The sequence below is a fragment of the Virgibacillus sp. LDC-1 genome, assembly GCF_030137545.1.
In the GTDB taxonomy this organism is placed as follows: domain Bacteria; phylum Bacillota; class Bacilli; order Bacillales; family Amphibacillaceae; genus LDC-1.
The window spans coordinates 37,795-52,110 of the sequence record NZ_JARUVL010000014.1 but is presented as its reverse complement, the minus strand read 5'-3'; the positions used below and the strand labels follow the sequence as shown (position 1 = coordinate 52,110).

Here is a 14,316-nt window from a genome sequence, read left to right as displayed (position 1 = left end):
CGTCGTAGAGCTTCTTGTTAATTTGCAATCGTTACTTCAAAACCTGATTGTTGTAATATTTTTGCACTTTGTGTAAATCCATTTTCACTTGCAAATGATATGCAAAGCGCTCCTGTTAGTCCTTCGCGTATTTCGAGTATTTGTATATTTGCTATGCTAATTGCGTGCGCTGCTAATAGCTGTACAACGTTGGCAAGGGCGCCTGGTTGATCACGAATATCTACATAAAGATCATAAAAGGATGGAACTGCTCCTTTTTCTTTATAACCAAGCCCATCGCGATAATTTTTGGCTACCTCTAGATAGGAAATGATTTGATCTGTTTTATTATAATCTAATAAATTCTTTAATGCTTTCATTTCCATGATCCAGTCTTCTAATAATACTGACATTTTTTCTCGGTTATGCGAGAAGATATCTTGCCATAAAGCGGGATTACTTGATGCAATCCTTGTAATGTCACGAAATCCACCTGCAGCAAGCTTGGGAAGATATGTATGTGTCTGTTCCCATTTTTTAGCTTGATGCACAAGTGAAGAGGCGATTAAATGTGGAAAATGTGATACAACTCCGGTCATTTCATCATGTTCATTCGGTTGCATAATAACAAATTTGCTTTTTAATGATTGTAACAGAAGCTTTAAATTTGATAATGGCGCTTGTCTCGTATTTGGTAGTGGCGTTAATACAAATATTGCATTTTCAAATAAATGCGCTTTTGCTGCTTGTACGCCTCTTTTATGTGAACCAGCCATTGGATGCCCACCAATAAAGGTGATGTGCTCATTATGAAGCTCAGCTGCAGTTTTCATTATTTTTCCTTTTACAGAACTTACATCCATGATCACAACATCTTTATGAAATGGAACTTCGTTAAATTTCTTTAAGTAAGCAATTGTTTCCGTTATTGGTGTAGCAAGAATAATAAAGTCTACATAACGACATGCGTTTAATAGATCTTCTGTAATTTCGTTAATTATATTATGCTCCTTCGCATAGGTTAAAGATGCTTTATGAACATCAAAACCAATAACATGGTTAACATCTGATTGAGCTAAGTTTTTGGCGATTGACCCACCAATTAGGCCCAGTCCTACAATAAGCACTTTTGTTTTCATAGGTCAGCCGTCCTTTAATGTCGTATTAAATTGTAATAGTAATGCTTGAAGTTTTTGCATGTCATGCGCTTTTCCAATCGTAACTCGAATGGCATTGGCTACTCCAATCCCTTCACCCGGACGAACAATAAATCCATGCTTTAACAAAAACGCAAAAACTGTCTCTCCCTCTACAGGCGTTTGGACGAGTAAAAAATTCGCTTCCGAATCATAATAACGCCAGCCAATTTTATGAAGAAAAAGCATAAATTCTGTTTTCACCCGTCTGTTTTCACTTACTGTCTGTTGGATGAAATCATCATCAGATAAAGCTGCTATTGCTGCCTTTTGAGCGATAGAAGTGGTGTTGAATGGGGCTCTTACGACATTCAGTTTACTTGCAATTTCACGGCTCGTAATCGCATAGCCAATGCGTAAGCTTGCAAGCCCATATGCTTTAGAGAAGGTCCGTAAAATTATAAGATTGTTATAGCACTTTAATTTGATTATTGCATGAATATCCTTCTCTTCATTGAGATATTCATAGTAAGCTTCATCAAGTACAATTAATGTATCTTTTGGACATTGTTCAAGAAACATATCGAAATCATCTGGAGGGATATTTGTTCCAGTTGGGTTATTCGGTGAACAAAGCCACACAACATTTGTATACTCGTCAATCGCTTCAAGCATTCCTTGTAGATTATGATAGCCTTCAAAGTTTGTTGGAACTTCTACTACAGTTGCTCCTTCTATGGATGCGTGGTGCTTGTATTGTGGAAAAGTAGGAGCTGCCATTACCGTATTCGTATTCGGATAAAGAAAAGCTCGACAAATCATTTGAACAATCTCATCTGTGCCACTTCCAAACAAGAGTTGATCTTCTTCAACGTGGAGTTTTTCAGCTAGCACTTGACGCAATTCAGTTGCATGACCGTCCGGATATAGTGCGAATTGTTGCTGTTGTTGAAAGACATCTGGTACTTTTGGGGAGAATCCATATGGATTTTCATTGGAGGCAAGTTTTACGATTTGTTGCAATCCATACTTTTTCTTTACATCCTCCATTTGCATCCCTTGCTTATAGGGAGCTAACTGATCAATGATAGGTTTCCATTTCATTACTGACTCTCCTCCACTTCTTTCTGTAAATCCGGACGTAAATAGATAGCATCATTGTGAAATACATGCTGGACTTTATCTTGAGAAATATCTGTATTTGCTACCATCATAATTCGAATGCACTTTGGTAACCCGGTTGGTACATTAATTTCTGTCATACACATCACTGGAACAAATGTCCAACCCTCAAGTAAACGGAGTGCTTTTGCAGGGAATGTCGCGTTTAAATCTGGTGTAACTGAAATTAAAACATGAGAAATAGAAGTTGGATGGACTTGATTCAATGTAACCATTTCTTCGATTAATTGTTTTGTATTTTGCAATATTTCAGACTCTATATTTTTTATAACAGTAGTTGCTCCGCGAATTCCACGAATCATAATATATTCAGCTCCCCGAAAAAAGCAAGTAAATATTGCTTTAAATTTGTATCATCAATTTCTTTTAATACAGGCTTCTCAACCTTTTCTAATAAAATCATGTGAATCGTTTGGTTGGTAACTTTTTTATCAGTTTTCATTGCTTGTAGAATAGAGTCAATATCAACTTCTAATTCCTTCATAGGATATGCTTGCAAGGTCAACCAAGTGAAGATTTCTTTTTGAGGAAGTGAAGCGTTCAACCATTTTTCACTGACATATATCGCAAAAAGCAATCCAATTGCTACTGCCTCACCGTGTGTCATTTTCCCATATCCGAGAGTTGTTTCTAATGCATGTCCTAATGTATGTCCGAGATTAAGATATTTTCGAACGTTATTTTCCCTTTCGTCTTGTTCAACAATCGATGCTTTAATGTTAACGCCCTTATATAAATGCTGACGGAGCGTTTCGTTATCAAGGACTGATAAGTTCGTTTGCAAAATATCTTTTAAAAAATGAGCATCTCCTAGCAAAGCTTCCTTTAATAATTCAGCATATCCTGAACGAATCTCTTTTGGGGATAGTGTGTGTAATGTTTCTACATCATATATCACCATTGCAGGTGGGTAGAAGCTACCAATCAAATTTTTGCCTAGTTCATGATTGATTGCTACTTTTCCACCTACACTGCTATCGTGTGCTAATATCGTAGTTGGGATTTGAATATATTCAATTCCACGCATAAATGTAGCTGCAACAAATCCAGCTAAATCGCCAACGACACCTCCGCCCAACGCGATTATTAATGCATTGCGGTCTAGTCCAAATTGAAGTGCTTTTGTGTGCAATTGGTAAAAAGAAGCCATACTTTTAGACTGCTCACCTGCTGGAATGACTTCAGTATAAGTTTTAATAGAATGAAAGCATTGCTTCACATCGTCTAAATACAAGGGAGCAACATTGCTATCGGTTATTATGAATACGGAAGAGTATTTTTTGTCGAGCAGTTCAGCGATTTGGAAACGAATTTTTTCTTCCATAAAAATGGAATATGAATGACTACTCGAATGAATGTGAATGGCTTTCATTACATACACCTTAAATCTTCTCGATAATCATTTAATGCTTGCTTTAATTGATCAAATCGATCACTTGAAAATTGTTCTGTAATTGCTTTTGCAATTTCAAAAGCAACAATATGCTCCATCACAACAGCGGCAGCAGGAACTGCACAAGAATCGGAGCGTTCGATACTTGCATGAAACGTTTCCTTTGTCTCAATATCAACACTTTTTAGTGGCTTATATAAAGTCGGAATCGGCTTCATAACCCCTTTTACCACAATCGGCATTCCTGTCGTCATTCCGCCTTCGAAACCACCAAGACGGTTCGATGTTCGATAATATCCTCTTTCCTTCGTCCATGCAATTTCATCATGGACTTCACTGCCATTTTTCTTTGCTGCTTCAAACCCGATTCCGAACTCTACGCCTTTGAATGCATTAATACTCATAACACTACCTGCAATTCTTGCATCAAGCTTCCGGTCATAATGAACATAGGATCCTATTCCAGCTGGTACGCCTTCTACATATACCTCTGTTACACCACCAATAGAATCTCCATCCTTCTTTGCTTGATCGATCGCGTCCATCATTTGTTGTTCTACAGATGCATCCAATGTCCGAACAGGAGAAAGCTCAGATATTTCTTGTTTTTTAGCTATCGATAACGTTTCATCATCCGTTGCTTGAATACCACCAATTTCTTTTACATAGCCACAAACTTCAATTCCTAAATGCTTTAGCATAATTTTAGCAACCGCTCCAGCAGCAACTCGAGCTGCAGTTTCTCGAGCTGAGGAACGTTCCAGGATGTTTCGCATATCGCGATGACCATATTTCAACGCACCATTTAAATCAGCATGACCTGGTCTTGGTTTTGTTACAACACGTCTTATTTTAGTGCCGTCTTCAATGGGGTCTTCTCCCATGATGTCCGTCCAATGCTTAAAATCATCATTATGTATAACAAGTGCGATAGGTGAACCTAGTGTATACCCATGTCGTACACCACTTGTAATGTCTACTAAATCTTTTTCTATTTGCATTCTTTTTCCGCGTCCATAACCTTTTTGTCTGCGTAATAGAGAATGATTAATTTCATCCTTTAATAAAGGCATTTGTGCAGGTATGCCTTCGATGATTGTTGTTAATTGTTTTCCGTGTGATTCTCCAGCAGTTAAGTATCGCATGGTCATCCCCCTTGGTAAAGATTTTTGTATTACTATATCACATTCACGTTCACTTTGGACATATTTTAATAAAAATTGAAGCTTGCCTGTTATTTTGGTCTTGTTTTGAACCCTACTAATTTAAAATACCCCTATTCTAAAATAGGGGTAAGCATTAGTTTTGTTTTCCATAAAAAAATGTATCAAGTAATTTAAAATCATATCTATCGGGATTAAAAATTTGCTCTGTACTACCAACAAATAATACACCATCTTTATGTAAGGATTTACTAAAGTTTTGGTAAATTTCATTCTTCGCAGTATCTGTAAAGTAAATAAGTACATTTCGACATACAATGAGATGTACATCTTTCGGATAGGCATCTTTCAATAGATTATGCTGTTTAAATATAATCCCACTCTTTAAAGACGGTGAAACTTTATAGAGCATATTTTCAAAAGTAAAATATTTTTTCTTAAGTGGCGTAGGTAAATCCTTTAATGCTTGTTCATTATATACGCCTTCTTTTGCCTTTGACAACGCATTAATATCGATATCTGTTGCAATAATTTTTGCGCTTACTTGAGGAAAGTACTCTTTCATTAGCATTGCAAGTGTATAAGGTTCTTCCCCAGTAGAGCATGCTGCACTCCAAATAGTTATAGAGGAATTTTCTTTTGTAATCATCGGTAGTATTGTATCGCGTAATACGTCCCACCGTTTCGGATTACGGTAAAATTCAGACACATTTATCGTAATTCGATCAACAAACTCCTTTAAAAGTTCATCATCTTTATCTAATGCACGAAAATACGATTCAAAATCATTGTACCTGCGTTTACTTCTTAATGATGTTAACCTTCGTTTCATTTGCGCTTCTTTATACAAAGCTAAATCAATGCCAAGTTTGGAATTTATTAACGAAATAAACTTTTCATAGTCTCCCATATCATAGCCTCTTTATATTGCTTCTATTTTTAAAAAGAACCCCCGCAAAGACGGGGGCGAAAATTAATTAATTAATTAGTAAATCCATTTATGATCTTGTTTTGTATAAGCTAACACTTCTTCTCCCTTGAAGAAGAGGTTGATTTCTCTTTCAGCACTTTCTGGAGAATCAGAACCATGAATAACGTTTTTACCAACTGTAACGCCGTAATCTCCACGAATGGTTCCTGGTGCTGCTTCAGCTGGATTCGTTTTGCCCATCATTTCGCGTGCAGTTGTAATAACATTTTCACCTTCCCATACCATTGCAAATACAGGACCCGATGTTATGAAATCAACAAGCTCGCCAAAGAATGGACGCTCTTTATGTTCGCCATAATGCTCTTTCGCTAGTTCGTCGGAAATTTGCATTAATTTACCTGCAACTAATTGAAAGCCCTTTTTTTCAAAACGAGCTACGATATCTCCGATTAAATTACGCTGTACACCATCTGGTTTAATCATTAAAAAAGTTTTTTCCACATTTAACACCTCATTCATTATGTATATTGTATTAAAATACAACCGTTTAAAATTCTATCAAATAATTGCCGAAATAACAATGACTAAGATCGTCTTTTACCAATAAATCGGGCAATTTTAATTAATGTTTGTTTCGATTGTCCATCAGGAACAAACTGTAAGGACGTTAACGCTTTTTTTAAATAAAGATCACTAACACGATAGGCTTCAGTAATCGCTCCTGTTTCTTTTATGTGCTGGATAAGCACTCGCATCTCTTCTGTTGTTACCATTTCTGGTCGTTTAAATGTAGTTTGCAAATCTTTTTTAAATGATTCATCTTTCATTGCTAAAAGAACGGGTAATGTTATATTGCCTTGCATTAGATCATTTCCAGCTGGCTTACCCAGCTGTTTTTCAGAAGAAGTAAAATCGAGAATATCATCAATTATCTGATAAGACATTCCAATATAATAGCCATATTTATATAAAGCTGCTATTTCTTTTGGCTGTAATTCTGAAGCAATGGCACCAAGTTTACAGCTCGTTGCAATTAATAAGGCTGTTTTTCGTTTTATTCTTCGAAGATAATTCCTTAAATTTTGTTCCCAATCAAATTTATCTTTCATTTGTTCAATTTCACCGACACATACTTCGACAATAGTTTTAGCCAGTGTCTGATGTATGGCAGGCATTTCAATAGTCGTGATACTTTCTAATGCGCGAGCTAAAATATAATCACCTGTATACATGGCAACACGATTGCTGTATTCATGCTTGATTGTAGGTTTTCCACGACGTAATTTTGCATCATCGATAACATCATCATGAACTAGTGTAGCCATATGAATTAATTCTAATGAAACAGCGATCGTCTTAATTATCTCCGCGTTGTATTTCCCCACTTGACCTGATAAGAGAACAAAGACAGGACGAATTCGTTTTCCACCTGCATTTAAGAGTCGTGTAGATGCCTCTCTTAAGACTTGGTGTTCCGCTTGAATAACGGCATTTAGAGAAGCTTCAATTCCATCCAAGTCTTTATTTAAATAACTATATGTTTTGGTTAATTTCATGCTTGTCACCTTTTGTGAAATCATTTATATCCCATATGCATAGCAGATACGCCGCCTGTGTAGCTTTTTACTTCTACTCTAGAGAATCCAGCGTCTAAAAACATTTCTTTCAACTTCTCCTTATCTGGAAAATCTTTCGCAGATTCATGTAGCCAAGCGTATTCATTGTAGCTTTTAGCAAATAGCTTTCCGAATAATGGCATAATAAATTTAAAATAAAAATAATATAATTGTCTAAATCCTGGCATCGTTGGTTGCGATGTTTCCAAACAGACCACTTTACCACCTGGTTTGACTACACGATACATTTCCTTTAATACGGTCATATAATCAGGTACGTTACGTAAACCAAAGCCAATGGTAACGTAATCAAATGTATTATCTTCATAAGGAAGCTCCATTGCATTTCCGTGAACAAATGCAAGCTGTGGCATATTTGCTAAAGCTCCTTTTTCATCCGCAACCTGTAACATATTTTTACTGAAATCAAGTCCAATGACCTTACCTTGCTCGCCAACTTTCTCTGCAAGGGATAAAGACCAATCTCCCGTTCCACAACAAACATCAAGAGCAGTTGCCCCGCTTTCAACAGACATCCGCTTCATAACATCCCTTCTCCAAGCTTTATGCTTTTTAAAGGAAATAATTGAATTCATCTTGTCGTAGCGTTTTGAAATTGTTTCGAATACATGGTGTACGCGTTCTTCTTTTGTTTGACTCATTTTTCAACCTTCTTCCAATGTTGAGCTTCGGTAAACATTTGTGCGTGAAGCTTCTTTAAAAGTAGTTTTCTTTGTTTTTCATACGTAGAAGGAAGCTGACTAATTGCTTGCTGTAATTCAGCATATTCTTGTAGTGCTATGTCTTTTATTTCATTAGCAATGTCCAAATCTGCCCCTTTAAACCAGTGGTTATAGAGCTGTTTTTCGCCACGATTGTAGGATGTCATTTCCATATGAATAGATTGGAGTAACAACCATTTTTCAATAATTGGAATAAATGTTGGTGCACCACAGTATTGAGCAACATGTGTAAATAATAGGGATTCAATTTGTTTTATAATGGCAAAAAACTGAGAAACAGACTGAAATTCACGATAATATAATTTCATTTTTTCTTCATTTATTTCTTTAATAGCTCTTGCTAGGTACTTGATAAGTCGAAAATCATTTGTTTCAGAAAGAATCAAATAGTAAAGACCGCTATAATAATCTCCAGCTAACACAGTTAATTGCTGGGATATTTTATTTGTTGAATTAACTGGTGCTTCTTCAGCATCCAATATGAGATCATGTGTATCTAATGCGATTTGAATTAGCATTGTCGTTATAATAATCGACTCTTGATGTGAACTAGTCAAGTCTGTATCATCCATTAAAATATGAAGCATATAGAGCTTCTCTTCATTTATTATTGCAGGATCCTGAATGTACTTGTCTAAATAATCAAAACGACTTTTATTCGTAATTAAAGATTTTAAATAATCTATTCTGTTTATATCTGTATGCAAAGAAATCACCTTGGCCTTTTCCGTGTTCCATTCATTCGACTTTTGCTATTATAACATATATAAGGAAAAGGTATATAGCAGAGAAACCGTGCTCTATTCGTTTGTCATCTCTCCATGACTTGTTTGAACAACTGCTTTCCCACGAACCTTCACTGCTGAAGTATGATCTGTAAATTGCGCGATCATTATCTCACCTTTGTCCAGCTTTTCAGAATGATGAAAACGCGTATCTGAGCCTCGTGTTAAACCAATAACATTTACCCCGTCCTCAAGAGCTTTAATGACGAAAAAATCTGATTTATCCATCCTCTACCTCCTCAACATGAAATGCTCATGACTTATTACTCTATGTAAAAGATACTATAAATGAAATCAAAACAAAAATAAAAGGGTGCGATTATCGCACCCTTTAGCCCTATGTATTATTATTTAACGCTATCTTTTAGGGCCTTTCCTGGTTTGAAAGCAGGAACTTTACTTGCTGGAATTTCGATTTCTTCTCCAGTTTGTGGGTTACGCCCTTTACGAGCAGAACGCTCACGTACTTCGAAGTTACCGAAACCGATTAACTGTACTTTTTCACCTTTTTTAAGTGAATCCATGACAGCTTCGAATACAGCGTCAACAGCTTTAGCTGCATCTTTTTTAGAAAGTTCGCTTTTTTCAGCTACAACATTTACTAAATCAGTTTTGTTCATGATATTCACCTCCTCCCAAAATAAGTTAGGAACAAAATAATTTTCTATCATCATTTGTTCACCAATTAGCCTTTTATTATACAAAGGCACCACCATTTCGTCGGTGACAAGGCTTATAATAACCGAGATAGCAGTAAAATTCAACAGTTAATCGCATTTTCCTGCAAAATAAATCATTTTCGGCTATATTTTACCATAAAAAATACAATAAATGTAAATAAATTACATAAGTTGTATAATGCTTTTACGGTAGCGTTATAAGTGGGTTTATATAAGAATATACGACACTTGTCTTTAAATTCCTGCTGTCATTAGTTAAATTTTTTTAAAATGATGTATTTTTATATAGTGTTTGTATTTAGATAATCTTTATTTAATTTGCGCGCTTCTTTCATACCGGCATGGACAAAAAGAATAAAATAAGATACTTTCTGTTATTGGCATAGGGCTAAAACTCTCAGTTGAGCACAAAAATAAAAAACAGCAACCGTTGTGAGTTGCTGCTAAACTATTCTATAGTATAATGGCGATTAATCCACCACTACCTTCATTAATAATTCTTTCTAACGTGTCTTTTAGCTTATAACGGGCATTTTCTGGCATCAGTGCAATTTTTGCTTGGATTCCCTCTCGAACAATTGAACTTAGTGATCTTCCGAAAATATCCGATTCCCAAATGGATAGAGGATCTTCCTCGAAATCCTGCATTAAATAACGGACTAGTTCTTCACTTTGTTTTTCTGTTCCAATAATTGGTGCGAACTCCGACTCTACTTCAACTTTTATCATGTGAATAGATGGAGCAACAGCTTTTAGACGAACACCGTATCGTGATCCTTGTCTGATAATTTCTGGTTCATCAAGCTGCATGTCTTCAAGTGTAGGTGCAGCAATTCCATACCCGGTTTGCTTCACCATTTGTAAGGCAGCTGATACTTGATCATATTCTCGTTTAGCTAATGCAAATTCTTGCATTAATTCAAGTAAATGATCTTTTCCTCTAATTTCTACACCAACGATTTCCTTTAATACTTCATCATATAAATAATCTGGAGCATGTAGATCAATCTCAGCTACACCTTCGCCCATTTCCATGCCGGCGATATTTGCATTATCGATATAATCGTAATCGGAGAAGTCTCTTACGATTTGATCGACATCTCGTAATCGTTTAATGTTACGTACGGTAGATTGAATGGCTTCTTGATAATTCTCTCGTAGCCAATGATTTTCTCGTAATACCATGACCCAGCTAGGGAGATTCACATTCACTTCAAGTACTGGGAATTCATACAATGCTTCACGTAACACATTGTATACATCATGTTCAGTCATTGATTCAATGCTCATGGATAACACAGGGATATCATATTCTTCTGCAAGATCTTGTCTTAATAATTCCGTTTCATGACTTGTTGGTCGAGCTGAGTTTACTACCATTATAAAAGGCTTACCTACTTCTTTAAGCTCTTCCACTACCTTTGCTTCTGCTTCTCGATAATCTGAACGAGGAATTTCTCCAATTGTTCCATCTGTTGTTACAACTACACCAATAGTAGAATGCTCTTGGATTACCTTTCTTGTTCCAATTTCTGCTGCATCATGGAATGGAATCGGATCCTCGTACCATGGTGTATGGATCATTCGTGGACCATTTTCATCCTCGAATCCTTTTGCTCCGTCTACTGCATACCCTACACAATCTACTAATCGTACATTTACTTGGAGCCCATCTTCTACATTTACGGATACGGCTTGGTTCGGGATGAACTTTGGTTCTGTTGTCATAATTGTTTTTCCAGCAGCACTTTGTGGGAGTTCGTCATGAGCACGAACTCTTTCACTTTCATCTTCAATATTTGGTAATACAACCAACTCCATAAATTTCTTAATAAATGTCGATTTCCCGGTTCGGACTGCTCCTACAATTCCGAGATAAATGTCGCCGTTCGTTCGTTTTGAAATATCTTTAAAAATATCAACCTTTTCCAAACGATCCCCTCCCGATCTCACTGACAAATAGTAAAATTAGTTTACAACGTATAATTGACATTACAAGTCTATGATGTTGTCCTATCATAATATGACTCATTATGTGTAAAAGAGTAAAAATAATCCAACTCTTTTATTTTTGTGTGAACGCTGAAAGTATTTACTTGTAAAATGAAATAAAAAAAACCCTTGCAACAATATATATGTTGCAAAAGGTTTGATATGCCAATTATTTACGTGGAGCAAATACAGGCTCCCCATCTTTTAAAGTGTATGGTAAGGAGTAAGCTGGTACAAATGGCGAATTATCAGGGAGAATAAAACGAATATCGTCTCCTTCTTTATATTGATGAGTATACGTTTGTAATGCCTGATTTAAATCAATGCGGTAGTCAACATACAATTCTCCATCAACATCCATAATAATCGGTAGATTTTCTGAAGAAAAAGGACTCCTTACGTGTGGTGCTCTATCCAATCCTAATTTTTTATAATCAATCGTATAAAGGCCTTTCGTAATTTCTTGTCCAAAAGGTGGATATAGGTGCTTGTTCCGATACGCTTCCAATTTTACATTAACATTCCGTATTGCTTCGGTAATTCTTAGATCGATAAGTTTAACTTTTGGGGAGTTATCAGGATATAATAAGGTGTACTGGTATACGCCCCCATTTTCAAATGCATTACCAGGTAGCTCAGTGAGCACGTTTTTCTCCTTTAATAAGGAGAAATCAATTAAATATTTTTCAAATATTGGTGTTTCATTAGGCTTTGTTTTAATCGGAACGAGGCCACCTGTTTCCTTTTGATACTGCTCCACTGCATGCTGAACCGTTTCCAACTGTGCTTCATTAGGAATTTTATTTTTTGCTAGCTCATTTTTCGGATACATACAACCACTTAGAAAAAGGATCATTACTAGCAGCATAAGCAAATTTATGTACATACGCTTCATCATATATCCTCCTGTGCTTTACTGTGTTGGACCACTAAATACGATGTAAACAACAATCAATCCACCGAATATTAAGGACAGGTAAGCAAGCACAGAAGTAATTCCTGCCAGCCAACCATTTAATTTTGTTCTACTGAGCTGGATAAGAATAATCGCTATAATAAGTAGTGCAATTCCAGCAAATGAAATTATTTCCTTCATCCCTGCTGCGGACATAATTATCACCTCTATTGTATAAACGGTTACATTTACCTATTATTTCATAATTATGTATTCTAGTCTAAAATTTTAAATAGCGAATAACATGAATTCCGGGATGAAGTGGGGCTAACTCCATCCCGGTTTGACTAAATAATACCCACAGCAACCCTATCTATGAATGCTTGTGCGTTTTATTTTATGCGAGCAAACGTCGTAACGTATACTCAACTGCCCAGATAAAAGCTATTTCTTAAAAAGCTGGTTTAATGACTGCATATCCATTGGCACATTTTTTTTCGTAATGGATTGTACAATTTTGTCTTCTTTTTCTCGTGAAATAGGTTTATTAGCCATCTTTGCTAGCCTTCGAACAAGCTTTCGAACTGTTTTTTCATCAGAAAAATCAGCGTTTTTCACAGAATCTGCTACTTTGTAAATCTCTGATGGATTGATATTGGCTGTTTGTTGCAACTTATCAAATATATTATTATTTTTTTTGCTCACATGCTCGCCTCCTTGCAATGGTACTTCACAGATAGTATATGCAAGGAGAGCATTCATTGTTAGCGGGCTTCTTTCTTACTTAATAAGGATGCCAAATCATCCATTTCTTCACGTTTATCACGATTCATCAGCTTTTCTACAATTTCTTTCGGGCTTTTATTTTCAAATAATATTTGATAAATCCCTGAAGTGATTGGCATTTCCACATCTTCACTTTTCGCAAATTCATAGGTTGCTTTTGTTGTACGAACACCTTCTACGACCATGCCCATTTGATCAAGGATTTCTTCGAGTTTTTTTCCTTTGCCTAATAAATTTCCTGCGCGCCAATTTCTACTATGGACACTTGTACAAGTAACAATAAGGTCTCCGACTCCAGGTAATCCTAAAAATGACAATGGATTTGCACCAAGTGACGTTCCAAGACGAGTAATTTCAGCAAGTCCTCTTGTGATTAATGCAGCTTTTGCATTATCACCATAGCCAAGTCCATCAGAAATCCCTGCTCCTAATGCGATGATATTTTTTAAAGCCCCACCAAGTTCAATTCCGATCATATCATTGCTTCGGTACACTCGGAATGTTTCATTAAAAAATAGATCTTGCATCTGCTTTGCATTGGCTTCATTTAATGATGCCACAGTTACTGTAGTTGGTTGTCGCATTGCTACTTCTTCTGCATGACTTGGACCAGATAAAACTACAATATCCTCATAATTATAATCATTCATTTCTTCATCGATAAGTTGAGAAACCCGCTTTAATGTACCAGGCTCAATTCCTTTTGATGCGTGAACAATTGTTACACGGTGCTTTAAAACCTGATTTAATTGTTGACATACTTCTCGTATTGCTTTAGTTGGTACGACAAGTACAATCGTCGATACATCTTGTACCGCTTCCTCTAAATCAGCATACGCTTTTATTTGTTCAGGAATCATAATTTCCAAATATTTTTCGTTTTTATGGGTTTCATTAATAGTATTCACTTGTTCTTCGTTATGACTCCACAAGCGAACATCATTTCCGTTGTCTGCTAACACGATGCTAAGAGCGGTTCCCCAGCTTCCGGCACCTAATACAGCTACTTTATTCAATTTAGTCTCCTCCTCGTAA

17 protein-coding genes are annotated in these 14,316 nt (G+C 36.1%); all 17 read right to left on the bottom strand.

The window, feature by feature from the left end:
• Positions 1-17 precede the first annotated feature (17 nt).
• A complete protein-coding gene (locus QBK89_RS12005) occupies positions 18-1,118 on the bottom strand; it encodes a prephenate dehydrogenase (RefSeq protein WP_284141296.1) in 1,101 nt (366 codons plus the stop codon).
• A 3-nt stretch (positions 1,119-1,121) separates the two neighbouring features.
• Positions 1,122-2,219 carry a histidinol-phosphate transaminase gene (hisC, locus tag QBK89_RS12000; RefSeq protein WP_284141295.1) on the bottom strand — a complete coding sequence of 366 codons (1,098 nt, stop codon included), beginning with the start codon at positions 2,217-2,219 and terminating at the stop codon, positions 1,122-1,124.
• Positions 2,219-2,599 carry a chorismate mutase gene (aroH, locus tag QBK89_RS11995; protein ID WP_284141294.1) on the bottom strand — a complete coding sequence of 127 codons (381 nt, stop codon included), beginning with the start codon at positions 2,597-2,599 and terminating at the stop codon, positions 2,219-2,221. The genes hisC and aroH overlap by 1 nt, the downstream gene beginning before the upstream one ends.
• On the bottom strand, positions 2,596-3,669 hold the full coding sequence (aroB, locus tag QBK89_RS11990) for a 3-dehydroquinate synthase (protein WP_284141293.1): 1,074 nt from the start codon (positions 3,667-3,669) through the stop codon (positions 2,596-2,598). Before aroB ends, aroH begins: the two co-directional genes overlap by 4 nt.
• Positions 3,669-4,835, bottom strand: a complete 1,167-nt coding sequence (aroC, locus tag QBK89_RS11985) for a chorismate synthase (RefSeq protein ID WP_284141292.1) — start codon at positions 4,833-4,835, stop codon at positions 3,669-3,671. Before aroC ends, aroB begins: the two co-directional genes overlap by 1 nt.
• Before the next feature lie 154 nt (positions 4,836-4,989).
• Positions 4,990-5,763 carry a CheR family methyltransferase gene (locus tag QBK89_RS11980; RefSeq protein ID WP_284141291.1) on the bottom strand — a complete coding sequence of 258 codons (774 nt, stop codon included), beginning with the start codon at positions 5,761-5,763 and terminating at the stop codon, positions 4,990-4,992.
• Positions 5,764-5,838: 75 nt separating this feature from the next.
• Complete coding sequence (ndk, locus tag QBK89_RS11975; RefSeq protein ID WP_284141290.1) at positions 5,839-6,285, bottom strand: nucleoside-diphosphate kinase; 447 nt, start codon at positions 6,283-6,285, stop codon at positions 5,839-5,841.
• An 83-nt stretch (positions 6,286-6,368) separates the two neighbouring features.
• Complete coding sequence (gene hepT, locus QBK89_RS11970) at positions 6,369-7,340, bottom strand: heptaprenyl diphosphate synthase component II (protein WP_284141289.1); 972 nt, start codon at positions 7,338-7,340, stop codon at positions 6,369-6,371.
• 20 nt (positions 7,341-7,360) lie between these two features.
• A complete protein-coding gene (menG, locus tag QBK89_RS11965; protein WP_284141288.1) occupies positions 7,361-8,062 on the bottom strand; it encodes a demethylmenaquinone methyltransferase in 702 nt (233 codons plus the stop codon).
• Complete coding sequence (locus QBK89_RS11960; RefSeq protein WP_284141287.1) at positions 8,059-8,850, bottom strand: heptaprenyl diphosphate synthase component 1; 792 nt, start codon at positions 8,848-8,850, stop codon at positions 8,059-8,061. Before QBK89_RS11960 ends, menG begins: the two co-directional genes overlap by 4 nt.
• Positions 8,851-8,943: 93 nt before the next feature.
• Entirely contained in the window at positions 8,944-9,156 is a 213-nt protein-coding gene (gene mtrB / locus QBK89_RS11955; RefSeq protein ID WP_284141286.1) for a trp RNA-binding attenuation protein MtrB, read from the bottom strand.
• Positions 9,157-9,275: 119 nt separating this feature from the next.
• A complete protein-coding gene (locus QBK89_RS11950) occupies positions 9,276-9,548 on the bottom strand; it encodes an HU family DNA-binding protein (RefSeq protein ID WP_284141285.1) in 273 nt (90 codons plus the stop codon).
• A 513-nt stretch (positions 9,549-10,061) separates the two neighbouring features.
• Complete coding sequence (spoIVA, locus tag QBK89_RS11945) at positions 10,062-11,540, bottom strand: stage IV sporulation protein A (protein ID WP_284141284.1); 1,479 nt, start codon at positions 11,538-11,540, stop codon at positions 10,062-10,064.
• A 229-nt stretch (positions 11,541-11,769) separates the two neighbouring features.
• Positions 11,770-12,495, bottom strand: a complete 726-nt coding sequence (locus tag QBK89_RS11940; RefSeq protein ID WP_284141322.1) for a hypothetical protein — start codon at positions 12,493-12,495, stop codon at positions 11,770-11,772.
• Positions 12,496-12,513: 18 nt separating this feature from the next.
• Entirely contained in the window at positions 12,514-12,711 is a 198-nt protein-coding gene (locus QBK89_RS11935) for a DUF2768 domain-containing protein (RefSeq protein WP_284141283.1), read from the bottom strand.
• A gap of 228 nt (positions 12,712-12,939) precedes the next feature.
• Positions 12,940-13,200 carry a stage VI sporulation protein F gene (locus QBK89_RS11930; RefSeq protein WP_284141282.1) on the bottom strand — a complete coding sequence of 87 codons (261 nt, stop codon included), beginning with the start codon at positions 13,198-13,200 and terminating at the stop codon, positions 12,940-12,942.
• A gap of 59 nt (positions 13,201-13,259) precedes the next feature.
• Positions 13,260-14,297 (bottom strand): NAD(P)H-dependent glycerol-3-phosphate dehydrogenase, encoded by a 1,038-nt coding sequence (locus QBK89_RS11925; RefSeq protein ID WP_284141281.1) that lies wholly within the window; start codon positions 14,295-14,297, stop codon positions 13,260-13,262.
• Between the last annotated feature and the right edge of the window lie 19 nt (positions 14,298-14,316).